Raw genomic sequence first — 25,503 nt, forward strand, 5'->3', positions numbered from 1 at the left:
ATTATTTTTTATGCAAAAAATCTCCAGCTATTCTTGCCCCATCCAACAAAACAAAGAAACATTTGAGACAAATATGAACATCCGTAAATTAAAAATTGGGGTATTGGCAGCACTTATTTCAGCAACCGCTTTTAGCGTATCTGCAAAAGACTTCCTGAACGTGTCTTATGACCCAACTCGCGAATTGTACGATAACTTTAATAAAGAATTCAGTGCTTACTGGAAAAAATCTACTGGCCAAGATGTGAACTTTAAACAGTCACATGGCGGTTCAGGCAAACAGGCACGTGCTGTCATTGATGGTCTGGATGCGGACGTCGTGACTTTGGCTCTAGCTGCAGATATTGATGAGATTGCAGCACGCGGCCTGCTACCTAAAGACTGGCAGAAAAAATTCCCACAAAACTCGACACCTTATACCTCAACCATCGTTTTCCTGGTGAAAAAAGGTAATCCTAAAGGCATTAAAGACTGGGGGGATCTGGTGAAACCGGGCGTAGAAATCATTACACTAAACCCGAAAACCTCTGGTGGTGCACGCTGGAACTATTTAGCAGCGTGGGCTTGGGCGAAACATCAGCCTGGTGGTAATGATACTAAAGCTCAAGACTTTGTTCGCCAGATTTATAAACAGACCAAAGTACTCGACTCTGGTGCACGTGGTGCGACTACTACATTCGCTGAGCGTGGTATCGGTGATGTATTGCTGGCTTGGGAGAATGAGGCGCATTTAGCGATTCGTGAACAGCCTGGCAAGTTCGAAATTATTACCCCTTCCTTATCGATTTTGGCTGAACCACCAGTGGCAATCGTTGAAAAGAATGCCAAAAAAGATGGTAATGAAAATCTGGCGAAAGCGTATCTGAACTACCTGTACTCACCTGCGGGTCAAACGGTTGCTGCAAAGAATTTCTACCGCCCACGTAATGCGGCAGTATTAAAACAATACAGTAATGTCTTTAAATCGCTGAAGCTGGTGACCATTGATAAAGAGTTTGGCGGTTGGGACAAAGTACAGAAAAAACACTTTGCCAATGGCGGTATCTTTGACCAGATCGTAAAGGCAAATAGCACAAAATCGTAATAATAAATGTCTATGCAATGGCCTTATTGAATAAGGCCATTGTTGTTTCAAATACTTATAAAATCTTTTATCTTATATTTTCATATAAAATTCATTTTTAATTATTTTTTATGCATAAAGATTAGGTTTATTCTTCACTCATGTTACAAAACGTGTAAGAGTGTGAGGTTCACATGAGCATTTCAACAAAACTAAAACTAGGGGTTCTGGCTGCTGTTATTTCAGCAACTTCGTTTTCTGCTGCAGCGCGCGACTTTCTGAATGTCTCTTATGATCCGACGCGTGAACTCTATGAAGACGTCAATAAAGAATTTGGTAAATACTGGAAAAGCCGTACTGGCCAAAGCATTAACTTCAAACAGTCACATGGTGGTTCAGGTAAACAGGCGCGTGCCGTGATTGATGGTCTGGATGCCGATGTCGTAACGTTGGCATTAGCCGCTGACATTGATGTACTGGTCGAAAAAGCCAAACTGTTACCTGCAGACTGGCAGAAAAAATTACCACAAAACTCAACACCATATACTTCTACCATCGTATTCCTGGTACGTAAAGGCAATCCAAAGGGCATCAAGGATTGGGGTGATCTGGTAAAACCGGGTGTAGAGATTATCACACCAAATCCTAAAACCTCAGGCGGTGCACGCTGGAACTATTTAGCAGCTTGGATATATGCAAAACACTTACCGGGCGGTAACGACAAAACTGCACAAGAATTTGTTCGTAAAATCTATAAACAAACCAAAGTACTTGATTCAGGTGCGCGTGGTTCAACCACCACTTTTGCTGAACGTGGCATCGGTGACGTATTACTGGCTTGGGAAAATGAAGCACATTTAGCCCTTCGTGAACAACCGGGCAAGTTTGAAATTGTGACTCCTTCCCTGTCAATTCTAGCTGAGCCACCCGTGGCAATTGTTGAAAAGAATGCCAATAAAAAAGGTAACAAATACCTGGCCCAAGGTTATTTAAACTTCCTGTACTCACCACTGGGTCAGGAAATCTCAGCACGTAACTTCTATCGCCCACGTAATGAAAAAGTGCTGATGAAATATAGCCAAGTCTTTAAGCCATTAAAACTGGTGACTATTGATCAGGAGTTTGGTGGCTGGGATAAAGTACAGAAAGCCCACTTTGAAAATGGTGGTGTTTTTGACCAGATCGTTAAAGCTAACAGCGCAAAAAATTAATTTAAGCTGATTTCATACAGGAGCATCGACATGACTCATACGCTTATTGTTCCCGGTGTGGGTGGCAGTGAATACAATCACTGGCAAACCTGCCTGCAACACCGGCTCATGCGTTGCTCTCGTGTGCAGCAAAAGGACTGGAATCATCCGGTACTGGATGTATGGGTCGCAGAATTTGTTAAAACTCTGCAAGTCATTCCAGATGATGTACAAATTGTGGCACATAGCTTTGGCTGTTTGACCAGCGTGGCATCATTGGCCCAGCATCCTGAACTGAATACTAAAGTCAAAAATCTGGTTCTGGTTGCACCTGCCAATCCGGCACGTTTTGGGGAAAATGGTTTTGCCCGTGATAGCCAGACGGATTACAGCGCCTATTTCCAGCAGCTCAAGATTCAGGCTCCAACGACTTTGCTGATCAGTGAAAATGATCCATGGCTAAGTTTTGAAGATGCCCAGGTTCTGGCGAAAGCCTGGAATATCAAACCGATTAATCTGGGAGTTGTAGGCCATGTCAATGTTGCTTCCGGTTTTGGTCCTTTCCCTGAAATTGAACAATATTTGATTTCAGAAAAGGCTATGCACCATATCAGCAAAGTTAATGAGAGCAAGTATTATTTTAAATTTGCATTTTAGTCCCTGCAAATTATGCTTGTGCCGATTCTATTTTCTAATTTTCACTGGTTAACTTTAACCAGCATTCTCTCTTTTGAGGAGTAATCATGTCGCAGCGATCCCGAGTGCTGCCAGGATTTGGTCTTTCTCTAGGCTTTACCCTAGCGTATTTGTCATTAATCGTTCTGATCCCGTTATCTGCCGTTTTTATTAAATCACTCGGCATTGGCTGGGAAGGTTTATGGGAAATCCTGAGCTCTGAACGTATCTTGAAATCATTACAGCTAAGCTTTAGTTCAGCCATTATCGCTGCTTTGATTAATGTAGTTTTTGGCCTGTTACTGGCATGGTGTCTGGTGCGTTATAGCTTTCCGGGTAAACGTATTGTCGATGCACTGGTCGATCTGCCTTTTGCCCTACCAACTGCAGTTGCCGGTATTGCTCTGACTTCTTTATATGCACCGACGGGCTGGATTGGTCAGTATTTAGATCCAATTGGCATCAAGGTGGCTTATACTCCGATCGGTATTACCCTGGCTTTGATCTTTATCGGTATTCCTTTTGTGGTCCGTACGGTACAGCCAGTTCTTTCTGATTTAGAAACTGAACTGGAAGAAGCGGCTTCTGCACTCGGTGCGAACCGTTTTCAGATCGTCACCAAAGTCATTTTTCCAATTCTGCTGCCAGCACTGATCACAGGTTTTGCTTTGGCCTTTGCACGTGGTGTCGGTGAATATGGCTCAGTGATTTTCATTGCCGGTAACCAGCCCTTTGAAACTGAAATTGCGCCATTAATGATTATTTCCCGTCTGGAAGAATATGACTATGCAGGTGCGACCACAATTGCTGTAGTGATGCTGCTCATTTCCTTTGTGATGCTTTTCCTGATTAACTTATTGCAAGCTTGGGCGAGCCGTCGTACCGGGAGAACTGCACGATGAGTTTAAATACCAACAGCAATGCGCTGGCTGAAAAATTGCAATCCCGCGATGCGACTCGTGAGCCGACCTGGGTACGTTATACCCTGATTGCGATTGCACTGATCTTCTTTTTAAGCTGCCTGATTCTGCCTTTGGTTCTGGTCTTTGTTGAAGCGTTTAAACAAGGCGTTGGCGTATATACGCAAGCCCTCGTTCATCCAGATACTTTATCTGCGGTCAAACTGACCTTGCTAACGGCTGTGATCGCGGTACCGATGAATGTAGTATTCGGCGTAGCTGCAGCCTGGTCAGTGGCGAAGTTTAACTTCCCGGGTAAATCAATTTTGACCACCATTATCGATATGCCTTTCTCGGTATCACCTGTTATTGCAGGTTTGATGCTGGTACTGATTTTCGGTACTCAAGGCTGGATGGGTGGCTGGTTGATGGATAATGACATCAAGATCCTTTACGCTGTTCCTGCGATTGTTCTGGCAACGATCTTCATTACCGTACCTTTTGTAGCACGTGAGCTGATCCCTTTAATGGAAGCGCAAGGTACTGAAGAAGAAGAAGCTGCGATTGTACTAGGTGCATCTGGCTGGCAAACCTTCTGGAAAGTGACCCTGCCAAATATCAAATGGGGTCTGATTTACGGCGTAATTCTGTGTAATGCCCGCGCCATGGGTGAGTTCGGTGCAGTATCAGTGGTTTCTGGCCATATCCGTGGTGAAACCAATACTTTGCCGCTACACGTCGAAATTCTATATAACGAATATACCTTTAGTGCTGCGTTTGCCGTGTCATCGCTCCTGGCTCTCCTCGCAATTGTGACTCTGGTTCTGAAAACCTGGGTCGAACTGCGCCAGGAAAAACAAGACAAACGTAATGACGATTCAACAGTTTCTTAAGGAATGCCCACATGAGTATTCAAGTTAAAAATATTGAAAAACACTTTGGTGCATTCCATGCACTTAAAAACATTTCTCTGGATTTCCCAGATGGTCAGCTGGTTGCCCTGCTCGGCCCTTCAGGCTGCGGTAAAACGACTCTACTGCGTATTATTGCAGGTCTTGAATCTGCTGACGGTGGTCAGGTGATTCTGGAAGGCCAGGATGCAACCAATGTCCACGTACGTGAACGTGAAGTGGGTTTTGTATTCCAGCACTATGCCCTGTTCCGTCATATGACCGTATTCGATAACGTGGCTTTTGGTCTACGTGTACGCCCACGTTCAACCCGTCCATCAGAAGCAGAAATTAAAAAACGTGTGACCCGTTTGCTTGATCTGGTACAACTTGGCTTCCTGGCAGACCGTTATCCGGCTCAGCTTTCTGGTGGTCAGCGTCAACGTATTGCACTTGCGCGTGCACTAGCCGTTGAGCCACGTGTACTGTTACTGGATGAGCCGTTCGGCGCACTAGATGCCAAAGTCCGTAAAGAACTGCGCCGCTGGTTACGTACCCTGCATGATGAACTGCACATTACTTCAATTTTTGTCACTCACGACCAGGAAGAAGCCTTAGAAGTTGCTGATCAGATCGTAGTGATGAATAAAGGCAATGTGGAACAGATCGGTTCACCACGTGAAGTGTATGAAACACCGAAAACACCATTCGTGTTTGACTTCCTGGGACAAGCTAACCGTTTCGAAGGCCAGAATAATGGCGGCATACTTCAGCTAGGTGAAGACCGTATCCAGTTCGATGCCGCCAAACAGGCAGCTCAGGGTAATGTCATTGTATTCGCTCGCCCGGATGAACTGCGTATTCATGCACAACCACAAGAGAATACGATTCAGGCCACGTTTATTCGTGAACTCTGGATTGCAGGAAAAGTTGTTGCGGAACTGAATGACCGCCAAGGTAATCTGATTGAAATTTCACTGACACCAGAAGAAGCTCGCGCTCATCAATTCCGTCCGGATCAAACTGTTTGGTTGAGTGCATTAAATCTGCATTTATTTGAAAACCAGGTCGCGTAAGACTGCAAGATGGGGCTTTTAAATGCCCCATCCTCTTATAGGGTAAAGAATTATGAATTTCCAACAATTAAGAATTATTCGAGAAACTGTTAGACAGAATTTTAACTTAACTGAAGCTTCAGCCGCGCTTTACACTTCGCAGTCAGGTGTCAGTAAGCATATTAAAGATTTAGAAGATGAGCTTGGTGTACAGCTATTTATCCGTAAAGGTAAACGCCTATTAGGACTGACTGAACCAGGTCAGGCACTTCTCGGCATTGTAGAGCGTATGCTGGTTGATGCAGACAATATCAAACGTCTTGCAGATGACTTTAACAAGGTCGATGAAGGTACATTAACGATTGCAACGACACATACCCAGGCACGTTATGTATTACCGCCAATCGTGAATCAGTTCAAAAAAGAATTTCCGAAAGTTCATCTGATTTTGCAACAAGCCAGTCCAATGGAAATTACCGAAATGCTTCTTCAGGGTGAAGCAGATATCGGAATCGCGACTGAAGCTTTAACGACTGAAGAAAATCTAGCGAGTGTGCCTTATTATAACTGGCAGCACAGTATTATTACGCCGCAAAATCACCCGTTGAATAGCAAAGAACAGGTTCGTATTGAAGACCTCGCTGGCTATCCGATTATTACTTATCATGGTGGTTTCACAGGCCGTTCTAAAATCGACTCAGCCTTTGAAGAAGCCGGTGTAGATGTGGATATTGTAATGTCAGCTCTGGATGCCGATGTGATTAAAACTTATGTCGAGCTCAACATGGGTGTCGGCATTGTCAATGATCTGGCTTATGATCCAGAACGTGACTATCGTCTGAAACAGATTAAAACCGATATTTTTGGGGTAAATACTACCTGGATTGCAGTACGTAAAGGTCATTTATTACGTGGTTATGGTTATGAGTTTATTTCTTTATGCTCACCAGATGCAGATATCAAGGCACTGAAAAAAGTCGCTTATCCAGATGAATAATATGGGTTGTACTTTCTAAATTGAAGAGGCGTATTGCCTCTTTTTTATTTTTTGAGTGGATAAAGAATATAAATATCAAGCATAATCACGTACATAATAAATTGAATTATACCAAGATGATCAATAATAAATTTGCTCTTTTCTCCGTGGGCTTGTTTTTCTCCGGGTCAGGTTATGCAGCAGCGTTTGAACAATCTAACCAAAGCATCCAATCGTTTTTTGAAAAAAATAATTATGCTGAAGTTTCACTGGCTTGGGTTCGCCCTGATATCAGCGGTCAGGTACAACATACCGAAGAGCTGCAACAATTAGGCATCACGGATTTTTCAACATGAAATCTTGTCCATAACCAATTGATCTCTAATGTCGCATTAAAATTCCAGTTGAATCCTCAAGTGTCGTGGGGACTGATTTACGATCAGCCTTATTCTATAGATATCGCTTATCATTATGATCCTGTTTTTGCAGGTGCAACACTTCCAATTGAGGCTGCTACCATTCAGTTTGAGAGCCATAATTTGACCTCATTAATTGGCTTTCAACCAAACGATAACTGGAATTTTTATACAGGGCTAAGTTATCAAAGCTTAGAAGGAAATTTATATTTATCCGGACAGACATTTTATATATTCAATGGTTATCGGGCCACATTTGAACGAGATGCCGCTCGGGGCTGGCTTGCTGGAATCAGTTATCAGATTCCAGAATATTTTTTTAGAACCGCACTGACCTATCGCTCTGCAATTACTCATCACAATAAAACCACTGAGTCGATTATTGTAGGTACGAATCCAGCACCTTATACAGAAATTCAAACTCCACAGTCTGTGAACTTGGATTTTCAGACAGCTTTAACTGATCGAAATGCGCTCTATGGCACGCTGCGTTGGTCAAACTGGCAAAATTTCGTGATCCAGCCGCCTAAATTTGGCGCTGTAATTGACTATGCGGCCTTACAGTTTCCGGAAGTAAAACCATTCAGGATGATTGATTATCGTGAGGATCAATGGTCTGGAAAAATCGGACTTGCTCATCAATGGCCATCTTTTGGCATAAATTCTATCGAACTCTTATGGGATTCTGGTACAGGAAATCCGGCTTCAACCCTGAATCCGAGTGATGGCTATTGGGGCATCGGACTAGGTCATCTTTATAAGATTCAAGAAACCTGGGATATTGCTACAGGACTATATTATTTAAAGTTTCAAAAACCTGAAATTTCCTTATCCGAACCTATTACGCCGCAGATCGCAGGTTTATCCGCAGTTTCTGATAACAGTGCCTGGATCCTAGGTATGAAGTTGGGCTATCATTTTCAATAGCTTTTAATAAATAAAAAAACGAGCCGAAGCTCGTTTTTTTATTAGGCTTAGCAGCTACAGCTTAGAAGCGGAAGCTTACACCCAGTTTTGCCACTGGGAACCATTCATATTTATTATCTTCGCGAATTTTACGCTCTTCATTTTCAATCGCTGTACCTACGCTAGGAGAACCTTCTACTGGTGCAAGACCTGTAGCAGTTAAATCCACAGTTGGGTTACCATTGTAGTATGCGCCGATTTCACCAAATACACCCCAACGGTTAGTAATTGCTGGAGAGAAACCAAGACCTACATACGGAGCAATATTATTTTTGTAAGATAACTTACCATTTACACGACCTTCTGTAGCACCAGCAGCAAGTTGATAGTCATTGTTATCAATGCTTAAAGTTTCACCACTACCAATACGGCGAGATAGATCGTAATCATTATCAATATATGCTACACCGGCAGCCATATAGAACCAGTTCGCCCAAGGACGAATCTCAGCATTCAAGTAAGTCAGGTTATTATCCATATCTAGGTCATATTTTGTACCATTGATTGATAAATCATCAGTCCAAGAAATATCACCACCATTATAACCTAGAGTAACACCTACATAAGGGTTAGCATTCCAAGAGATCGCGCCACCGTAACCGGTAGTACCGACTTCAGCACGAACAGCTGCAGGTTTAAAGAAAGAGAATTCAGCTACGCCTTCATCTGTTACGATTGTCTCATCAGCAGCCATGACAGATCCAGCTGTGGCAGCTAGAACGGATACTGCTAAAAGTTGATATAAAGCTTTCATTATTTCTCTCCTCAAAAGAACTTTTTTTTCATCATTAGTTATTCGTGATGAGCTCAATATAAAGGAGCCAATGAATATTTTTTATTCGTGTTTTGCTGGGCTTTTGTTATTTTTTGATACATATTAATTTTTCTTGTTGAATGATAAGCCTTTTTTAAACAATGTTTGTACATATCTAAAATACGAAAATGATACTAATCACTTTACTTGCGAATTTAATTCAGCACCCTTCTTAGTTTTCCATCTTTTTAGAGCAATATAGTGTAAAATATCGGAAATTTTTTTCTGGAAGGAAGATCATGTCTCAGCTTTCAACAATCATTGAACAAGCGTTTGAAGACCGTGCGAATTTCACAGCAGCAGATTGCCCTGCTGAAATCCGTCAAGCAGTTGAGGAAGTAATTGCTGGCCTGGACAATGGTACTTTACGTGTTGCTGAAAAAATCGAAGGTGAATGGGTTGTTCATCAATGGATTAAGAAAGCGGTATTGTTATCATTTAAATTAAACGATAACAAACCAATGGAAGCTTGTGATCTTCGCTTCTACGACAAAGTAGATACTAAATTCTCTGACTGGACTGATGAGCAGTTTAAAGCTGCTGGCGTACGTGTTGTTCCTCCGGCGGTAGCGCGTAAAGGTTCTTTCCAGGCGAAAAACGTGGTACTGATGCCTTCTTATGTGAACATCGGTGCTTATGTAGATGAAGGTACGATGGTCGATACTTGGGCAACTGTAGGTTCATGTGCTCAAATCGGTAAAAATGTTCACTTGTCAGGTGGTGTAGGAATCGGTGGTGTTCTTGAACCGCTTCAAGCTAACCCAACAATTATTGAAGACAACTGTTTCATCGGTGCACGTTCTGAAATCGTTGAAGGCGTAATCGTTGAAGAAGGTTCTGTCATTTCAATGGGCGTATTCATTGGTCAATCTACCAAGATTTATGACCGAGAAACTGGCGAAATCCATTATGGCCGCGTACCTGCTGGTTCTGTTGTGGTATCAGGCAGCCTGCCATCTAAATGTGGTAAATACAGCTTATATGCAGCTGTAATCGTGAAAAAAGTAGATGCGAAAACTCGTGCTAAAACTAGCCTGAACGATCTGCTACGCGAAGACTAAGATGTCTTAACTTAGAGGAAACATTTGTGTTCCTCGGAGCTTCAACCGCTCCTCGTCTCTACGGTCAGCAATGATCGTAGGGATTTTTATTTTTATACATTGTTATTTATTTTTCAGTGGTTAATGTTGTTATGAATACGCTTCGATCTTCCGCAATTCCAGTTTCTGATCCGTCTGCGGGCTTACGCATTACGGAGATCTTCTATTCATTACAAGGTGAAGCCAATACCGCAGGTTTACCGACCGTATTTATTCGCTTAACCGGATGTCCGCTGCGCTGTACCTATTGTGATACTACGTATTCTTTTGAAGGTGGTGAACGCAAATCTTTAGATGACATCATCCAGACCACGCTTGATTTTAAAACGCCTTATGCCTGTGTAACCGGTGGTGAACCATTAGCGCAACCGAACGCCCTACCTCTGATGCAACGACTTGCAGATTTAGGCTGTGAAGTTTCTTTAGAAACCAGTGGTGCGTTAGATGTTTCTAAAGTGGATACACGTGTATCCAAAGTTCTAGATTTAAAAACACCAACTTCAGGTGAAGTTGCACGAAATTTGCTTACAAATCTGGATCATTTAACTCAGCATGACCAGATTAAGTTTGTAATCTGTAATCGTGAAGATTATGAATGGTCAAAACAGCAGGTAGAACAGTACCAGTTAAATGAAAAAGTCAGCACGGTCTGGTTCTCCCCTGCATTTGCAGTTGAAAAAGGAGCTGCGCGCTTGCCACAATTGGCACGTGATCTGGCTCAATGGATTTTAGAAGACCATCTCCCTGTTCGTTTCCAGCTGCAGCTGCACAAGTTGTTATGGAATGATGAAACTGGTCGTTAATTTTTGTAAATTTACTATATTGGAGTATTTGTTATGCGCCCTCGTGCCATTGTATTGTTATCTGGCGGATTAGATTCAACAACCTGTCTGGCTTGGGCGCAGGCACGCTATGAATGTATCGCACTGAGTTTTATGTATGGCCAACGTTCCACTACAGAACTTGATGCAGCTCGTGCGCTGGCTCAACGCTCGGGAGTAGAACATCGTGTCATCAATATTGATTTAGGTAACCTGGGCGGCTCAGCCCTTACTGATCATAGCATTGAGGTACCGGATCAATTGCAGGAAGGTATTCCTGTAACCTATGTGCCTGCACGAAATACCATCTTCTTATCTTATGCTTTGGCCGCTGCAGAAGTGTTCGGTGCAGAGGCAATTGTGATCGGGATTAATGCGGTGGATTATTCAGGTTATCCAGACTGCCGCCCGGAATTTATTGAAGCTTTTGCCAATATGGCACGCCTTGCAACCAAGGTCGGTGTTGAAGGTCAAGCCCTGAAATTTGAAACACCTTTGTTACATTTATCCAAAGCAAATATCATTCGCTTAGGCCTAGAACATGGCGTAGACTACAGTCAAACGGTATCTTGCTACCAAGCAGATGACCAAGGACGTGCGTGTGGAACATGTGACAGTTGTCGTTTACGCAAGCAAGGTTTTGCTGATGCAGGTGTTGAAGACCCGACACGTTATTACCTTTAAAATCGATCAAGGTTATAAATCCATATTATGAATATTAAAGCCAAATTACTTGCGACTAGCCTACTCTCTTTGTCTGCCCTATTTTCAACTGCATCTTTTGCAAATAATGATCAAGCTAAGGCAAAAGCAGAATTTGAGGCGATGAAAAAAGAATATACAACTGCCATGAAAAATGCTGGAAGCAGTTCAAATGTGCGTGACGGTTTAATTAAAGCCTGCGCTATTCCCTACAAACAGGCAGTGAAGTACAAAAAACTGACTCAGTCTGATGTGAATAAGCTTTGTACATGTGAAGTGGATGCAGAAGGTAAATTGACTCAAGCTCAGAAATGGCAGATTCAAAGCACCATTAACCAGAAGAAAAACCCTGCTACTTTAGACTTTGTTAAAAAACAAAGCCAGAATGTGCAGTCTTGTGTAGGCCCACAGCTCGCAGGTAAATTAAACTCACTTGCTGCAGAAGCCAATAAAGCCGCTCAAAAGAAATAATCCTGACGGATATTTTTCTAGAATAAGCCACTATAATGTGGCTTATTTTTTTGAAAAAATTTAGAAAAATTGGAGAGATCATGTCTGAGATCAGCTTACCTGAGCACACTTTTCCGACCACTACAGGTGAAATTAATCTGGCCCAACTGGATGCAGAATGGTTAATTATCTATTTTTATCCTAAAGATTCGACACCTGGCTGTACCACTCAGGCAGTCGGTTTCTCTTGTTTAAAAGATCAGTTTGATGCACTGAATACGACTATTCTGGGCGTATCACGTGATTCGGTTAAAGCGCACCAGAACTTTACTGAAAAACAGAATCTGATCATTAATCTGATCAGCGATGAAGAAGAAGTGTTATGTAAACACTTTGATGTCATTAAAGAAAAGAATATGTATGGCAAGAAAGTGATGGGCATTGAGCGCTCTACCTTCATTTTCCATAATGGCAAACTGGTCAAAGAATACCGTAAGGTGAAAGCTGCTGGCCATGCTGAACAGGTTTTAGAAGATTTGAAAGCTTTACAGGCTGCTTAAGGTGTTTCATAGAATCAAAAAGGCATGCATAGAAATATCATGCCTTTTTCTTTAGAGTTGCTGCAAAGAATAATTCAGTTCACTAAAGAAACCGCAATCGACCACATTACACAGCCAATAAGTATATCCAATATTTTCCAGGCTTGTGGTCGCTGAAAAATAGGTTGCAAATAACGTGCTGCATAGCCCAGTCCAAAAAAGAATACAAAGGACGCACTAATCGCTCCTAAGGCAAATTGTATCTGTGCATTGGAATATTGGGTGGAGATGGAACCAATCAAGACCAAAGCATCCAGATAGACATGCGGATTGAGCCAGGTCAGCATCAAACAAATCAGCAAAACTTTATATAAAGAAGGCACATCTTTTTGATCTGTGTTCAGACGCTGCTCATTCTTCCAGGCCTGATAAAAATGCTGAGCGCCATAGATCGCCAGAAAAGTCGCGCCTAGATATTTCGCCATATTGATCCAGTGCGGATTGACCAGCATCAATTGTGAAAATCCCAGAACACCAGCAAAAATCAATATCGCATCAGATAAGGCACAACACATACAGATCGCAAAGACATACTGCTGTTTCAAGCCCTGTTTCAATACAAAAGCATTTTGCGCACCAATGGCAATAATCAGGCTAAAGCCTACCGCCAGACCTTGTATATATGCATTTAACATTGGAATATCATGGAATTATAAAGATGGAGATCATTATCTATGTTATTCTTTTCAATTAAATATAATTAGGAAAATATCATTCAGACTAAATTTTATTTAGGTAAACTATGCCACTTAATTCTAAAAACTGTGATGCTTTTTTAGCCGTCGCAGAAACCCAAAGTTTTGATGCTGCCGCAAAAGTATTAAATATTACGGCTTCAGCAGTCACTTTAAGAGTACAGAATCTGGAAAGAGATTTGGGGCAAGTTCTGGTGCTACGTGAGCGTCCTTGTAAAGTGACCAATGCCGGTCAAACCTTACTGAATTATTTGCAGCATCAACGCCTGTTACAGCAGCAATTGATCCAGCAATTAAATGGTCAAAATAAAGCAGAATTTAGCTCGATTCATATTGCGGTAAATGCGGATTCTCTTGCGACCTGGTTATTTCCCTGTCTGAACACCACTCTGCTTGCAGAGAAAATTACTTTGAATCTTCAGGTTGCTGTTCAAAGTGAAACTCATAAGCTTCTAGAGCAGGGTCAAGTCAATGCCTGTATTAGCAGTGAAAGTGAAGCCATGCCGGGCTGTAAGGCTCATTTTATTGGACAGATGCATTATAGAATGGTCGCAACACCTGCCTTTGTGCATTCCTGGTTTAAACAAGGCATTCACCGGGAATCACTGCGTAAGGCACCCGCTGTGATTTATAATGATCAGGATCATTTACATAGCCATCTACTGTTGGCTCAATTTGGCTTAAACCAGCAATGTTTTCCTTTTCACTATATCCCCTCCTCGACCGCCTTTGCGGATGCTATTTTTTCAGGATTAGGATACGGTTTAGTGCCGGACTATCAAATTGCGGACCGGATTCAAAATGGGACACTGATCGAGATACTACCTGAATGCAGTTGTGATGTACCTTTATATTGGCATCACTGGAAACAGCAGTCTCCCGCTCTAAAACAGTTAACCAAAGTCATTCTGGAACAGGCAGAACAATGTATGAATAATCCAGTTCATTAAACAGTTCTATTGTGTCCTGCCGAATTCACAGAAATTGAATATCACATTATTGGGTTTTCCACTGTCCCATTAAATGAATATTAACTTTTTCACCCACGCCTGCAGTGGCTTTCTTCATCCCAAAATCTGAACGATTAATCACCGTGGTGGATTTCACATCGAGTAAATTAGGATTACCCTTGTTCGGTGTCAGCGTGGTATCGAATACCACTGGTCGAGTAACACCTCTTAGAGTGAGTTGACCCATGACCTGATAACGATTCGTACCATTTGGCTTAAACTGCGTACTTTTGAAATTGACTGTTTTATAGCGAGATGCATGAAACAGGTCCTCACCCATAATCATATTTTTAAGGCTAGGTTTGGAAACCTCTAGGCTATCGACCTGCATAGTGAACTCAGTAGATGACTGTTGTGGCCGATCAAGATCAAACTGCATGGTTGCCTTGAACTCTTGAAAATTTCCCTTTACAACATTCAAACCCAAGGAGTTAATGCTAAAGCCGACACTACTTTGAGGCGTCAATGTCCAGCTTTTAGCATACGCAGCCGATATACACATAGCAGATAGAGCGCCCGCATAAGCTATATGTTTCAGCAATAGATTCATTGTGTTCATCCTTAACAATCAAATGAACTCACTACCTTAAAACGGTTTCAGCCCAGATTTGTTTTATCATTTAGTTCAAACTTGTTGACCAATTGTTGATAAATCTCATTATTTTTAAATTTATGTAAAAATTCACTGGTGCCTAAAGGAAAAGCTGATTCCACCACTTCACCGCGATAATACGCTTCACGTAAAGGAGTCGCTGAAATTGCACCGACCAAGCTATCGAGTTCCACCATTTCCCATTCAGGGAATAAACTTAAATAATAAGAAGATTCATCTTTAAAGTGTCCAATTAGACCAACTTTTGCTTCTGGTTCAACTACTTCAGACACCAGCGATTTCACCAGTTTTTGCCATTTTTCATCATTATAGACATCAATGACATGGACAAATTTAATGCGCTTCTGATCTGCTTCAGAAAAATTCAACAGGATCATTTCTTCACGTTCAGTGGCTAGAAATGGATTTTTAATATTGCGTTCTTGCTGTGCTGAGCCTAATGCCAGAATCACCTGCTGGCTTTGCTGCAAGGCAATTTTAATCGTTTGCATATGGGCCAGATGGAAAGGTTGAAAACGACCAATAAACACTAGGTAATCAAATTTATACTTCATAGCACATCTTACTTTTATGAACGCATCAGTTATGCCACAGGGAATTTTTTGCGACATAATAAGCGCCAATAAATTCATATTAATAAAGCAAGGATAGTACGATGACACTGAGCTGTATTCAACAACCGCATCAGCATTTAAATGCGAATTTAGACAATGGCGTACTGACCTTAGCCATTCACCGTCCTGAGGCAAAAAATGCGCTTTACGGCGAACTATATCTATGGATCGCACAGGCACTGGATGAAGCAGATCAGGATAGTAGTGTGCGTGTCGTGATTCTACGTGGTCAGGATGCAGACTTTAGTGCCGGCAATGACATGCAGGACTTCATGAAGTTTATTCAGACGCCTCTACAAGGTAAGGCTGGCGATACCCCTCCTTTTGTGCTGTTGAAGTCCGCTGCAAAATTTTCCAAGCCTTTAATTGCTGCCGTTCGTGGCGTTGCGATTGGGATCGGGGTAACGATTCTGCTGCATGCTGATCTGGTTTATAGTGACAATACTGCCCTGTTCCAGATTCCGTTTGTTAGCCTTGGCCTGTCGCCTGAAGGTGCTTCAAGCAAGCTGCTGGTACAACAAGCGGGTTATCATAAAGCAGCTGAACTGTTACTTACTGCACAACGGTTTAATAGTGAAAAGGCATTGGGTGCAGGTCTGGTAAATAGCATTGAAGAAGATGTCTATGCTGCTGCTGAAAAACAGGCAAAAACTCTTGCTGCTTTACCCCTGGCTTCTATTAAACAAACCAAAGCACTGATGAAGCATAATCTGGCTGAAACTATCGAGTGTATTGATGATGAAGCTGAGATATTTATGAAACGTGTGGGTTCACCTGAAATGACGGAAGCTGTTCAGGCCTTTATGGAAAAACGGAAACCTGATTTCACACAATTCAACTAATTCTGAAACTTATCTTTTAATTGAGGCAGTTTAGACTGCCTCAATCTTTTATTTTTTTGAAAGAATCTAGCTTATGAATAATGAAAACTACCAAACGACTTCTCAAACAACCGATAGTTCAAATCCTGAAAAGAAACGTTATTATGAACCTGCTCCTCAGGATATTGATGTAGACAATTTCCGAAAGGTCATCGAAAGCCGCCGTTCTGTACGTAAATTTACCAAAAAGCCAATTCCTGCCGAGGTCCTCGATGCCTGTCTGGATTTAGCCTTGCTGGCGCCAAACTCCTCAAACCTGCAGCCGTGGACTTTTTATGTGGTGCAGAACCCATCCAAGAAAAAACGTCTGGTTAAAGCATGTATGAGCCAGCTTGCTGCTAAAACGGCTTCAGAGCTGATTGTCTGTGTGGCACGTACTGACCGTATAGATGAAATGGCAAAACTGAATATCAGCGAGTTTCCATTTCCTGAGGCGCCTCCAGCCATTAAAAAGTACTATAAGTACATTCCCTACAACTACAAGACCGGTTATTTGAATGCCTTTGGTAACTTTAAGAAAGTTGCTTTCAAAGTAGCTCGTACACTCGATAAACAAATGCCAGTTTCTGCATTTAGTCCAGCCGATGCCAAGCTATGGGCAAGTAAAACCACAGCACTGGCATGTGAAAATCTGGTTCTGGCTTTACGTGCTTATGGTTTTGATAGCTGTATGATGGAAGGCTTCGATGAACCAATGGTTCGTGAACTTCTAGATCTGAATGACCAGCAATATCCAGTGATGGTGATTGGTGCTGGTGAACGTGCCAAAGATGGTGTGTTCTTCCCACAGTATCGTTTTGATCGTGAGCTGTTTATTCAGAAGGTTTGAGTTTAAAAATAGTATTTAAAGGATTTAAGAATATTAATTTACTTAATATTTGATGACATGGATGTCGATTAATTAAGTATATTAGAAAAAGGCTTTGTTGCACAAAGAATTAAAAGTAAAGATTTCTCATATCTACTCAAATTTAAGTGACAACTCGGGTATGTGGTCTGCCTAAGTCCGTAAATTTATTTAATACTGCCACACGTGCATGAATCTCATTGATTTGGCTTTGAAAATTTCTCGCACTGAGTTTATCCCCCAACAATTTGATGCAATGCATCTTGGTTTCAACCAAACTTCGCCGATGATAGCCTGACCATTTCTTCCAAATAGTTCTTCCTAAACGCTTAATTGTTCGAAGCAATTCATTGCGTTCTAGCGAGCCCATCTTTTTATCTTTCGATGGCTTCGCATTTTTTCTTGGTGGAATGACCGCATGTGCATCTCGATCTAAAATGACTTGTCTGCAGTACTTCGTATCATAAGCACCATCGGTATAGACCGAATCAATTCGTTCGTCTAAAGGAATTTGAGTAACTAAATCATCGAGTACTTGTGAATCGCTCACATTATTTGTAGTGAGCTGTACTGCACGTATTTGCAAGGTGTCGGCATATCAATACCAATATGAAGTTTGCGCCATTGTCGACGATATTCAGGCTGATGTTTCTTTCGTTTCCGTTCACCTTCACCTATAAACTTTAAGCCAGTAGAGTCGACAAGTAGATGTAGTCCATCACTACTTTTTTGATAGCCAATCGTAGTATCAATACGCTGTTGTCGTCTACAAATTGTAGTGTAGTCTGGCGCTACCCAATTTAACCCACAAAGATGGATGAGACTTTGAACAAAGCCAGTGACCATACGTAAGGACAATCGAAAGAGAGATTTAATCATTAGGCAACATTGGATAGCTGTGTCAGAGTAAGTTTGATTTCGTCCTTGTTTGCCTTTTGATGGGGCATACCATTGCGTAGCAGGATCAAACCAAATGGCAATATTTCCACGATTAATGAGTGCTCGGTTATATGAAGACCAATTGGTTATACGATAAATTTTAGGAGCAGGTTTATTCATATTGAAATTATAGGACTGAATAATCTTTCTAGGCTAGGTTTATGCAACAAAGCCGTATGATGCTCAGCGGTTTTGGCAACTGCATTGTTATACTCCTTAGTTTATTCTTTTATTTAAGTTGTTCTGATAAATTTTATAATAATAAAAGCAGATTAGGTGTTTTTAATATATAGACGGCACATCAACACTAATGCACCGTCGGTTTATATCACTTCTAAAATTTAAACTTTTATATCTAAGAGCTGGATAAATTCAAATGCCGGTTCTTCATAAGGATGACTGTCTTTTAGAGCCTTAGCCACTTCAACCGCCTTTTCATCAGGTACAAGAATTTCGATCCGCCATTCTTCCACATTTTCCAATTGGCCGATTTCCCCAATATGAGGATCTGCGCCTTGCTGCGGCTTAAATTGTCCAGTTCCCAGCACTTGCCAGGCACAATCGGTATATTCACCAATCCCACCCGCACCTGCTGCAAAGACGGCCTTCTTGGTTTCCTCCAGGTTTTCATCTGGTACGTAATAAATCAGTTTAAGCATATATCCCTACAATTTTTTCAAGCATTTACCGTATTGTTAAGGGCGTCGGTAATAATATTCAATGCTGGATTTTGAGATTTCTTGTTAAATGTTGCATATAGTTCTACCTGGGGTAAAGGTCGATCTGTCTGGATCACTTTCACTTCATCATTCAGGAAACGTAATAGATAATCGGGAGCAAAACTAAAACCCACCCCCATATTGATCAGGTTAATATGCTGTAGCACATTGGTCGTTCACAGCACCTGATCATGCTTTAGCTGATCAAAGGACATCAAGGCATTGAGTCTTTCGTAAAATATGGGTGATGCATTCTGATCACACATAATAATTGTATGATTTTTTAGTTCCTGTAATTTCAGTATCCGATCGGTTGGGTGCAAATGCTTGGCTGCAACCAAGTGAATTTGTTCCGTCAATAAATGGATATTTTCAAAATCCGGATGATCCAGCTGAAAACGGGTAATACTTAGATCTAATTCAGCATTTTTTAGATGTTGAAGCTGTTCCAGACAGAACAGGCTATGCAGATGAATTTTTAAATCTGGCATGGTCTTTTTCAGCTTGGCCAAAATATGTGGCATAACTTTTAGTTCGGCAACATTCAGAAAGCCAATATGAATCTGATTATTTTTCTGCTGGGCCACCTGTCGTGCTGATGCAACAGCCAATTTGGCATTTTCCAGAGCTTTTTCTGCATAGATTAAAAAGGCTTTGCCTTCATGGGTTAACTGTATTTTTCGTGAAGAACGTTCAAACAGGTTAACACCAATTTCCTGCTCCAGATCTTTAATCTGCTGGCTTAAAGAAGGTTGAGCCGTAAACAGTTTTTCAGCAGCCCTAGTGAAACTCTGCTCCTGCGCCACGGTAATAAAATAGCGTAAATGTCTAAGTTCCATAGATTGCTCACTTCAAAAAATAGGTACTTATCTTACGATTTAGGCCAACATATTGAAAATATTAATAGATCAATAGCTTATGCTAATACTCATATAACTACCTTTTATACATGGCTAGATTTTGCCCCCTCATACATTTATGCCTGTATCAAGTTTACACATGGTGTCTTGCATGACACAGTATTCGACACTGAATCGGGTGAAAGCGGGGGTCAGGCAGCTGAATCACTGAACTTGCCATATTTGGATGTGATTCGGATTGTTTCTCATGATGTGTATAGCACCTGGATTGCTAAGTCTGAAATTCATGAATCTGTGGCAGTTCTGGTTCGTCCGGATGGTTATGTAGTTTGGCGTTATAGGATAGTACCAATGATCAGTTTGATTATGAAAATACGCTGAAGGTGAGGTTAAAGGAAATTCAACTGGCTGTGTAAGTATCCTGTCAAAGACCATCAAAAGGTAGTCTGTTTTATGTCTTTTCTTTTTTCATTTCCCAAGTAGAAAATAAAAAAACTGCCATTGTTCCTGCTAAATTTACTGCAAACTCAGCATGTCTAGGAGAAGGCTTCACATTATTTTTACCTTGACCATGAGCATCACTGATTTTATTTCTTAATGAGCCTAAACCTTCAACTATCGCACTACAGCCACCTAAGATTTGCTTAAATATCTGCTCTGTATGCTGTGATGGAGACAAGTTTAAATTACTACTGACTAATCTATACAACTGGTTTATATCTGGAGCATTACCGTATTCTACACTTAGCTCATCTAGGATATGTTTGCATGTTGACTCTAAAAGAGTTCTAGACAGAGTAATTGCACCATCTGGATCAGTCGTTCTTCTTTCTAAGGCTTTGTTCCAGATTGTATGGATATAATATGAATCTATATTTTGAACGACATTCTTTATAATTTGATCAGAAGGGACTTCACTACTAAATTCTAGTTTTTCTAATATGGGTTGAAAGGACTTCCAAATGAAATCCCGTCTTTCAGCATATGTTGCATATTCAAATTTAATAAATTGCCAAAATTGCTGTAGATTTCTACACGTTAGAATGTATTTTGGTAATAAATTTTTAATATCAGCTTCTTTTAATAAATAGAATCTTAAAGTTTCATATTCGCTAGTATTTTCATTACTACCTGTAGCACGAGCTATAAGTAAATTCTGAATAGTTTCTATTTTTATTAATTTTTCCTGATTATCCATCTTATATTTTTCACCCATTTTCAACAAATATATAATTTTAAAAATGAAAAAGCCACCTCTCGGTGGCTTTTTTAAATCTGTTGATCAAGAACCCTGTAGCAAATAACTACCTACCAAGAACAGTACCTGTAGGCCAACAACAAAACCAAATAACCACCAACCTTTCTGACGTAATTCTGTTCTATCCATTATTCTGAGCGTCTTAGCCATGTCATCACCTCATTCTTGAGTGTTGATACTGAACTGATCTATACCATCTTTCCTTTAAAGTGCATAAATATTGTGCATTATTTACACAATATCATTTCTGTGCAGATATAAAAGCAAAATCTAAACCAGTTCAGCGGGAGAAAATTAAATAAATGTTTCAAACTGCTTAAAAAGCAAAAAGCCACCCACTGGTGGCAATTGATGAAGCTAGTCTAAACAAAAGTAAATGATTTTTCTAGCTTTGCTGGGTCACTTAAAATTCTAATAATAAAAAAGAGCCGCTACTGCGACCCTTTTTTGAAGCTAAATCAGATTAGCCAATGAACTTACGCGCATTACGGAACATACGTAACCATGCACCGTCCTGATCCCAGTCTTCTGGTTTCCAAGAGTGCTGGATCGCACGGAAGTTACGCTCAGGGTGTGGCATCAGGATCGTCGCACGACCATCTTTCGAAGTTACACCAGAGATCCCTTCAGGCGAACCATTCGGGTTCAATGGATATTGCTCAGTCGCATTACCTTGGCTATCCACATAGCGCATGATCACCTGGTTATTGGCATTCAATGCAGCAATGCTTTCAGCTGATGCAACCACACGACCTTCACCATGTGCCACAGCGATTGGAAGAATTGAACCTTCCATACCTTCTAGCAATACAGAATGAGATTTCTCTACGCGAATATTAACGCTACGTGCTTCAAATACTTCTGACTTGTTGCGATGGAAACGAGGCCAAGCATCTGCACCTGGAATCAGTGGAGTTAATTGTGACAGCATCTGACAACCATTACAGATCCCTAGAGAGAAGGTCTCCTGACGGTTAAAGAATTTCTCGAATTGGTCACGAAGTTGCTGATTGAACAATACTGATTTCGCCCAGCCACCACCTGCACCCAATACGTCACCGTAAGAGAAGCCACCACATGTGACCAGACCTTCGAAGTCATCCAGGCTGATACGGCCAGCTAGAAGATCGCTCATGTGTACGTCAACAGTATTGAAGCCGACTTTGTCGAATGCTGCTGCCATTTCTACATGACCATTCACACCCTGTTCACGCAAAATTGCCATATTTGGACGACGTGAATTGATGTACGGCGCTTCGATTTGCTCGTTCAGATCAAATGTCGGTTGAGCAATCAAACCTTTGTGTGATTTGTCAGTAACCAACGAAAATTCTTGATCTGCAGTTTCTACGTTGTCACGCAGACGCTGGATTTGATGAGAAACTTCAGTCCAAGCGACTTGTAAATCAGCACGGTCAAGTACTAAACCATTTACAGATAACTGGTCAGAGCTGTTCACTGTACCTACTACAGAGATCGCATCTTTTAGAGTAGAAGTAGTGATTTCTGCTTGTAATGCTTCCCAATCTGCTTTCGCTATTTGCAGAACTGCACCGATTTCTTCAGCGAACAATGCTTCAACTGATTGGTCTTCTAGCGCTACGCCTAGGCGTGCAGCAAACATCATTTCCGCAACAGTTGCCAGTAAACCACCATCACCGATGTCATGGTAAGCCTTGATCAGACCACGGTTGTTCCAGTCTTGAACCAGTGCGAAGAATGCTTTGAAGTCATCAAAGCTATCGACATCAGGAGTCACTGAACCAATTGCTTTGTATACCTGAGCCAAGATCGAACCGCCTAAACGGAACTGACCCTTAGACAGATCAATACGAACCAGTACAGATTCAATATTTTTCAGCTCAGGGGTTAATGTTTTGCGAACATCAGTTACAGGTGCAAATGCAGTGATCACGCCTGACATTGGAGAAGTAACAGATTTGTCTTCGCCTTCGTCATTCCAGGTGGTACGCATTGACAATGAGTCTTTACCGACTGGAATTGCAATGCCCAGCGCTGGACACATTTCCATACCAATGGCTTTTACGCCTTCAAACAAGGCTTGGTCTTCGCCCGGTTGACCTGCAGCCGCCATCCAGTTTGCAGACAGTTTGATGTCGCTGATCTGATCAATCTTCGCAGACATGATGTTCGAGATCGATTCAGCAACTGATAAACGTGCAGAAGCCGCTGGGTTTAACAATGCAACTGGTGGACGTTCCCCCATTGCCATTGCTTCGCCCGTGTAACCGACAAGGCTGGTAGTCGTTACTGCAGCATCTGCTACAGGAACCTGCCATGGACCAACCATTTGATCACGTGCAACCATACCGGTAATCGAGCGGTCACCAATGGTGATCAGGAATGATTTAGATGCAACTGTTGGATTCTTGATCACGCGATAAATCGCATCTTTCAGATCAGTGACTTTAGACGCATCAAAGTCATCGCCTTTACGCGGAGCAGTTTCATATGAACGGCTCATACGTGGTGTACCACCAAGCATCACTTGCATTGGCATATCCACAGGCTTGTTGCCGAACAATGGATCCTCAACAGTCAGATGACGTGCTTCAGTTGCTTCACCCAGTACCGCAAACGGACAGCGTTCACGTGCACAGATAGATTCAAACAATGGTAAAGATTCTGGACGGATCGCAAGCACATAACGCTCTTGCGCTTCGTTTGACCAGATTTCCATTGGCGACATGCCTGGCTCAAGCGATGGGATCTTACGAAGATCCAGTACTGCACCTAACTCATGATCGTTTACCAGCTCAGGCATCGCATTCGAAATACCACCCGCACCGACGTCATGTACAGAAACAATTGGGTTTCCATCTTCCATGCGCCAGCAAGTATCGATCACTTCCTGACAACGGCGTTCCATTTCCGGGTTTTCACGTTGAACCGAAGCAAAGTCCAGGTTCTCACCCAGTTTACCGCTATCTACAGAAGATGCTGCACCACCGCCAAGGCCGATCAGCATGGCTGGACCACCTAGAACGATTAACAGATCACCCGGCTGGATAGCATCTTTCTCAACGTGGTCTGGACGGATGTTACCGTAACCACCCGCGATCATGATTGGCTTATGAAAGCCTTTCACTTCGCCATTGACGTTTTGTTCGAAAGTACGGAAATAACCAGTCAGCGCTGGACGACCAAATTCGTTGTTAAACGCTGCGCCACCCAATGGACCTTCAATCATGATCTGCAATGGAGATGCCATACGTGACGGTTTGCCGTAGTTTTCTTCCCAAGGCTGTTCGAAGCCAGGAATATTCAGGTTAGATACGGTGAAACCAGTTAAACCCGCTTTAGGTTTACCACCACGACCAGTCGCGCCTTCGTCACGAATCTCACCGCCTGAACCTGTTGCGGCACCAGCAAATGGTGCAATCGCTGTTGGGTGGTTATGAGTTTCCACTTTCATCAGGATGTGAGCGGCTTGACTCTTGTATTTATAAACGTGTTGACCGTTATCTTCTTGAGTTGGATAGAAACGTTGCGTATCAAAACCAACAATCACCGATGCGTTGTCTTTATAAGCCGACAATACGTCTGTTGGTGATTCTTTATAGGTATTTTTGATCATCTGGAACAATGACAATGGTTGAACTTCACCATCAATCGTCCATTCAGAACCGAAGATTTTATGACGGCAGTGCTCTGAGTTTGCCTGAGCAAACATCATCAGTTCGATGTCGTTCGGGTTACGACCCAGTTTAGTAAATGCCTCTGTCAGGTAATCAATTTCCTGTTCAGACAGCGCAAAACCGAATTCATTATTGGCTTTAACCAATGCCTCTTTACCTTGACCCAGAATATCAATCGAGTTCAAAGGTTTCGGAGCAGTTTCAGTAAATAATACTGCAGCATCTTCAATCGCATTGAAAACGCTTTCAGTCATGCGGTCATGCAAGATCTGTAATGCTTCTTTAGAAAGCTCTTTTTCGCCCTTCAAAGTAAACAAAACACCGCGTTCTAAACGATGAACCGGTGTATTACAGTTGGCAAAAATATCAGTTGCCTTTGATGACCACGGTGAAATCGTGCCGACACGCGGTGTCACCAGAATCTGGATTTCATCACTTGCAGCCTGGCGCAGTTCAAATGATTGACCATCGTTGAGAAGCTGTAAAGCGGATTGCTGTTGTTGCTCGTTGAGCGCTTGGTCAAAAAGATAAACAAATTGACTTTCTAGTGATTGAACAGAACTAATTGACGATAAACGTGTGAGTAGTTGAGCTTTCTTAAAAGAAGAATGTGCAGGTGCACCGGCAACGATAAACATGCTGATTTTGGCTCCACGGGATGATCGAGCGACCATGCCACAATGTGACTTGAGAGAGCGCATATTCTACTGTGAAATAAGGAAATCGGCTAGATGTCAAATCAGAAAACTACGTCTGAAATATCTTGGACTTTTAAAATATTTCGTTTATTTT

Annotated in this window: 24 protein-coding genes and 3 pseudogenes; 17 read left to right on the top strand and 10 right to left on the bottom strand. The window is 41.8% G+C overall.

Translation table 11 applies throughout. The annotated features are described in order from the left end of the window. Window positions 1-73 precede the first annotated feature (73 nt). The 8 genes and pseudogenes from FOC32_RS14940 (at window position 74) to FOC32_RS14975 (ending at window position 8,091) form a co-directional block, all read left to right on the top strand. Complete coding sequence (locus FOC32_RS14940; protein ID WP_175967917.1) at window positions 74-1,084, top strand: sulfate ABC transporter substrate-binding protein; 1,011 nt, start codon at window positions 74-76, stop codon at window positions 1,082-1,084. Between the two features lie 173 nt (window positions 1,085-1,257). Further along, entirely contained in the window at window positions 1,258-2,274 is a 1,017-nt protein-coding gene (locus tag FOC32_RS14945; protein ID WP_175967919.1) for a sulfate ABC transporter substrate-binding protein, read from the top strand. Window positions 2,275-2,304: 30 nt separating this feature from the next. Then, the gene (locus FOC32_RS14950) at window positions 2,305-2,910 is read left to right on the top strand and encodes an RBBP9/YdeN family alpha/beta hydrolase (protein ID WP_034171213.1); all 606 of its coding nucleotides are present in this window, start codon (window positions 2,305-2,307) and stop codon (window positions 2,908-2,910) included. An 86-nt stretch (window positions 2,911-2,996) separates the two neighbouring features. Then, window positions 2,997-3,830: a sulfate ABC transporter permease subunit CysT gene (gene cysT, locus FOC32_RS14955; protein WP_004784537.1), complete on the top strand. Its 834-nt coding sequence runs from the start codon at window positions 2,997-2,999 to the stop codon at window positions 3,828-3,830. Further along, window positions 3,827-4,720, top strand: coding sequence for a sulfate ABC transporter permease subunit CysW (cysW, locus tag FOC32_RS14960; RefSeq protein WP_034171212.1), 894 nt, complete (start codon window positions 3,827-3,829; stop codon window positions 4,718-4,720). The genes cysT and cysW overlap by 4 nt, the downstream gene beginning before the upstream one ends. A gap of 11 nt (window positions 4,721-4,731) precedes the next feature. After that, the gene (locus tag FOC32_RS14965; RefSeq protein WP_034171211.1) at window positions 4,732-5,793 is read left to right on the top strand and encodes a sulfate/molybdate ABC transporter ATP-binding protein; all 1,062 of its coding nucleotides are present in this window, start codon (window positions 4,732-4,734) and stop codon (window positions 5,791-5,793) included. Between the two features lie 52 nt (window positions 5,794-5,845). Continuing rightward, complete coding sequence (locus FOC32_RS14970; protein ID WP_004784546.1) at window positions 5,846-6,769, top strand: CysB family HTH-type transcriptional regulator; 924 nt, start codon at window positions 5,846-5,848, stop codon at window positions 6,767-6,769. 116 nt (window positions 6,770-6,885) lie between these two features. Then, window positions 6,886-8,091: pseudogene (locus FOC32_RS14975) on the top strand (OmpP1/FadL family transporter). A gap of 61 nt (window positions 8,092-8,152) precedes the next feature. On the opposite strand, the gene carO reads toward FOC32_RS14975, so the two are convergent. Next, window positions 8,153-8,884, bottom strand: a complete 732-nt coding sequence (gene carO / locus FOC32_RS14980; RefSeq protein WP_034171210.1) for an ornithine uptake porin CarO type 6 — start codon at window positions 8,882-8,884, stop codon at window positions 8,153-8,155. 299 nt (window positions 8,885-9,183) lie between these two features. Here carO and dapD point away from each other — a divergent pair, with 299 nt between their 5' ends. From dapD to FOC32_RS15005, 5 genes are all read left to right on the top strand, one after another. Further along, window positions 9,184-10,005: a 2,3,4,5-tetrahydropyridine-2,6-dicarboxylate N-succinyltransferase gene (gene dapD / locus FOC32_RS14985; protein WP_004784553.1), complete on the top strand. Its 822-nt coding sequence runs from the start codon at window positions 9,184-9,186 to the stop codon at window positions 10,003-10,005. A gap of 131 nt (window positions 10,006-10,136) precedes the next feature. Continuing rightward, window positions 10,137-10,847 carry a 7-carboxy-7-deazaguanine synthase QueE gene (queE, locus tag FOC32_RS14990; protein ID WP_175967920.1) on the top strand — a complete coding sequence of 237 codons (711 nt, stop codon included), beginning with the start codon at window positions 10,137-10,139 and terminating at the stop codon, window positions 10,845-10,847. Between the two features lie 33 nt (window positions 10,848-10,880). Continuing rightward, window positions 10,881-11,549: a 7-cyano-7-deazaguanine synthase QueC gene (gene queC, locus FOC32_RS14995; protein ID WP_034704975.1), complete on the top strand. Its 669-nt coding sequence runs from the start codon at window positions 10,881-10,883 to the stop codon at window positions 11,547-11,549. A 27-nt stretch (window positions 11,550-11,576) separates the two neighbouring features. Next, on the top strand, window positions 11,577-12,038 hold the full coding sequence (locus FOC32_RS15000) for a hypothetical protein (protein WP_034171206.1): 462 nt from the start codon (window positions 11,577-11,579) through the stop codon (window positions 12,036-12,038). An 80-nt stretch (window positions 12,039-12,118) separates the two neighbouring features. Beyond that, the gene (locus FOC32_RS15005) at window positions 12,119-12,577 is read left to right on the top strand and encodes a peroxiredoxin (RefSeq protein WP_034171205.1); all 459 of its coding nucleotides are present in this window, start codon (window positions 12,119-12,121) and stop codon (window positions 12,575-12,577) included. Between the two features lie 74 nt (window positions 12,578-12,651). Here FOC32_RS15005 and FOC32_RS15010 read toward each other — a convergent pair whose 3' ends face one another. Beyond that, on the bottom strand, window positions 12,652-13,251 hold the full coding sequence (locus FOC32_RS15010; protein ID WP_034171204.1) for a LysE/ArgO family amino acid transporter: 600 nt from the start codon (window positions 13,249-13,251) through the stop codon (window positions 12,652-12,654). A gap of 107 nt (window positions 13,252-13,358) precedes the next feature. On the opposite strand from FOC32_RS15010, the gene FOC32_RS15015 reads away from it, so the two are divergent. Further along, window positions 13,359-14,261, top strand: a complete 903-nt coding sequence (locus FOC32_RS15015) for a LysR family transcriptional regulator ArgP (RefSeq protein WP_175967922.1) — start codon at window positions 13,359-13,361, stop codon at window positions 14,259-14,261. A 46-nt stretch (window positions 14,262-14,307) separates the two neighbouring features. Here the strand turns inward: FOC32_RS15015 and FOC32_RS15020 are convergent, their stop codons facing one another. Then, window positions 14,308-14,871 carry a YceI family protein gene (locus FOC32_RS15020; RefSeq protein ID WP_175967924.1) on the bottom strand — a complete coding sequence of 188 codons (564 nt, stop codon included), beginning with the start codon at window positions 14,869-14,871 and terminating at the stop codon, window positions 14,308-14,310. A 47-nt stretch (window positions 14,872-14,918) separates the two neighbouring features. Then, a complete protein-coding gene (locus FOC32_RS15025) occupies window positions 14,919-15,488 on the bottom strand; it encodes a nicotinate-nicotinamide nucleotide adenylyltransferase (RefSeq protein WP_175967926.1) in 570 nt (189 codons plus the stop codon). A gap of 101 nt (window positions 15,489-15,589) precedes the next feature. Here FOC32_RS15025 and FOC32_RS15030 point away from each other — a divergent pair, with 101 nt between their 5' ends. Continuing rightward, window positions 15,590-16,390: an enoyl-CoA hydratase gene (locus FOC32_RS15030; RefSeq protein ID WP_034171200.1), complete on the top strand. Its 801-nt coding sequence runs from the start codon at window positions 15,590-15,592 to the stop codon at window positions 16,388-16,390. A 73-nt stretch (window positions 16,391-16,463) separates the two neighbouring features. Continuing rightward, on the top strand, window positions 16,464-17,258 hold the full coding sequence (locus tag FOC32_RS15035) for a nitroreductase family protein (protein WP_034171199.1): 795 nt from the start codon (window positions 16,464-16,466) through the stop codon (window positions 17,256-17,258). 142 nt (window positions 17,259-17,400) lie between these two features. Here FOC32_RS15035 and FOC32_RS15040 read toward each other — a convergent pair. The 3 genes and pseudogenes from FOC32_RS15040 to FOC32_RS15050 form a co-directional block, all read right to left on the bottom strand. Next, a pseudogene (locus tag FOC32_RS15040) lies at window positions 17,401-18,335 on the bottom strand (IS5 family transposase). A gap of 221 nt (window positions 18,336-18,556) precedes the next feature. Next, window positions 18,557-18,874 carry an NGG1p interacting factor NIF3 gene (locus FOC32_RS15045; RefSeq protein ID WP_175967928.1) on the bottom strand — a complete coding sequence of 106 codons (318 nt, stop codon included), beginning with the start codon at window positions 18,872-18,874 and terminating at the stop codon, window positions 18,557-18,559. A gap of 17 nt (window positions 18,875-18,891) precedes the next feature. Beyond that, a pseudogene (locus FOC32_RS15050) lies at window positions 18,892-19,773 on the bottom strand (LysR substrate-binding domain-containing protein). A gap of 168 nt (window positions 19,774-19,941) precedes the next feature. Here FOC32_RS15050 and FOC32_RS15055 point away from each other — a divergent pair. After that, window positions 19,942-20,175, top strand: a complete 234-nt coding sequence (locus FOC32_RS15055) for a hypothetical protein (RefSeq protein ID WP_034171716.1) — start codon at window positions 19,942-19,944, stop codon at window positions 20,173-20,175. Window positions 20,176-20,245: 70 nt separating this feature from the next. Here the strand turns inward: FOC32_RS15055 and FOC32_RS15060 are convergent, their stop codons facing one another. From FOC32_RS15060 to purL, 3 genes are all read right to left on the bottom strand, one after another. Beyond that, window positions 20,246-20,992, bottom strand: coding sequence for an abortive infection family protein (locus FOC32_RS15060; RefSeq protein WP_175967930.1), 747 nt, complete (start codon window positions 20,990-20,992; stop codon window positions 20,246-20,248). 84 nt (window positions 20,993-21,076) lie between these two features. Next, the gene (locus FOC32_RS17135) at window positions 21,077-21,202 is read right to left on the bottom strand and encodes a KGW motif small protein (RefSeq protein WP_253144109.1); all 126 of its coding nucleotides are present in this window, start codon (window positions 21,200-21,202) and stop codon (window positions 21,077-21,079) included. Between the two features lie 313 nt (window positions 21,203-21,515). After that, entirely contained in the window at window positions 21,516-25,349 is a 3,834-nt protein-coding gene (gene purL, locus FOC32_RS15065) for a phosphoribosylformylglycinamidine synthase (protein WP_175968219.1), read from the bottom strand. Between the last annotated feature and the right edge of the window lie 154 nt (window positions 25,350-25,503).

Origin of the sequence: Acinetobacter sp. FDAARGOS_724, from assembly GCF_013364475.1 — a bacterium.
Classification (GTDB): Bacteria; Pseudomonadota; Gammaproteobacteria; order Pseudomonadales; family Moraxellaceae; genus Acinetobacter; species Acinetobacter variabilis.

Excerpts from the sequence above, each read along its gene's own strand:
- FOC32_RS14940 (WP_175967917.1), top strand. The coding sequence starts at position 74 with ATGAACATCCGTAAATTAAAAATTGGGGTATTGGCAGCACTTATTTCA.
- FOC32_RS14945 (WP_175967919.1), top strand. The coding sequence starts at position 1,258 with ATGAGCATTTCAACAAAACTAAAACTAGGGGTTCTGGCTGCTGTTATT.
- FOC32_RS14950 (WP_034171213.1), top strand. The coding sequence starts at position 2,305 with ATGACTCATACGCTTATTGTTCCCGGTGTGGGTGGCAGTGAATACAAT.
- cysT (WP_004784537.1), top strand. The coding sequence starts at position 2,997 with ATGTCGCAGCGATCCCGAGTGCTGCCAGGATTTGGTCTTTCTCTAGGC.
- cysW (WP_034171212.1), top strand. The coding sequence starts at position 3,827 with ATGAGTTTAAATACCAACAGCAATGCGCTGGCTGAAAAATTGCAATCC.
- FOC32_RS14965 (WP_034171211.1), top strand. The coding sequence starts at position 4,732 with ATGAGTATTCAAGTTAAAAATATTGAAAAACACTTTGGTGCATTCCAT.
- FOC32_RS14970 (WP_004784546.1), top strand. The coding sequence starts at position 5,846 with ATGAATTTCCAACAATTAAGAATTATTCGAGAAACTGTTAGACAGAAT.
- carO (WP_034171210.1), bottom strand. The coding sequence starts at position 8,884 with ATGAAAGCTTTATATCAACTTTTAGCAGTATCCGTTCTAGCTGCCACA.
- dapD (WP_004784553.1), top strand. The coding sequence starts at position 9,184 with ATGTCTCAGCTTTCAACAATCATTGAACAAGCGTTTGAAGACCGTGCG.
- queE (WP_175967920.1), top strand. The coding sequence starts at position 10,137 with ATGAATACGCTTCGATCTTCCGCAATTCCAGTTTCTGATCCGTCTGCG.
- queC (WP_034704975.1), top strand. The coding sequence starts at position 10,881 with ATGCGCCCTCGTGCCATTGTATTGTTATCTGGCGGATTAGATTCAACA.
- FOC32_RS15000 (WP_034171206.1), top strand. The coding sequence starts at position 11,577 with ATGAATATTAAAGCCAAATTACTTGCGACTAGCCTACTCTCTTTGTCT.
- FOC32_RS15005 (WP_034171205.1), top strand. The coding sequence starts at position 12,119 with ATGTCTGAGATCAGCTTACCTGAGCACACTTTTCCGACCACTACAGGT.
- FOC32_RS15010 (WP_034171204.1), bottom strand. The coding sequence starts at position 13,251 with ATGTTAAATGCATATATACAAGGTCTGGCGGTAGGCTTTAGCCTGATT.
- FOC32_RS15015 (WP_175967922.1), top strand. The coding sequence starts at position 13,359 with ATGCCACTTAATTCTAAAAACTGTGATGCTTTTTTAGCCGTCGCAGAA.
- FOC32_RS15020 (WP_175967924.1), bottom strand. The coding sequence starts at position 14,871 with ATGAATCTATTGCTGAAACATATAGCTTATGCGGGCGCTCTATCTGCT.
- FOC32_RS15025 (WP_175967926.1), bottom strand. The coding sequence starts at position 15,488 with ATGAAGTATAAATTTGATTACCTAGTGTTTATTGGTCGTTTTCAACCT.
- FOC32_RS15030 (WP_034171200.1), top strand. The coding sequence starts at position 15,590 with ATGACACTGAGCTGTATTCAACAACCGCATCAGCATTTAAATGCGAAT.
- FOC32_RS15035 (WP_034171199.1), top strand. The coding sequence starts at position 16,464 with ATGAATAATGAAAACTACCAAACGACTTCTCAAACAACCGATAGTTCA.
- FOC32_RS15045 (WP_175967928.1), bottom strand. The coding sequence starts at position 18,874 with ATGCTTAAACTGATTTATTACGTACCAGATGAAAACCTGGAGGAAACC.
- FOC32_RS15060 (WP_175967930.1), bottom strand. The coding sequence starts at position 20,992 with ATGGATAATCAGGAAAAATTAATAAAAATAGAAACTATTCAGAATTTA.
- FOC32_RS17135 (WP_253144109.1), bottom strand. The coding sequence starts at position 21,202 with ATGGCTAAGACGCTCAGAATAATGGATAGAACAGAATTACGTCAGAAA.
- purL (WP_175968219.1), bottom strand. The coding sequence starts at position 25,349 with ATGTTTATCGTTGCCGGTGCACCTGCACATTCTTCTTTTAAGAAAGCT.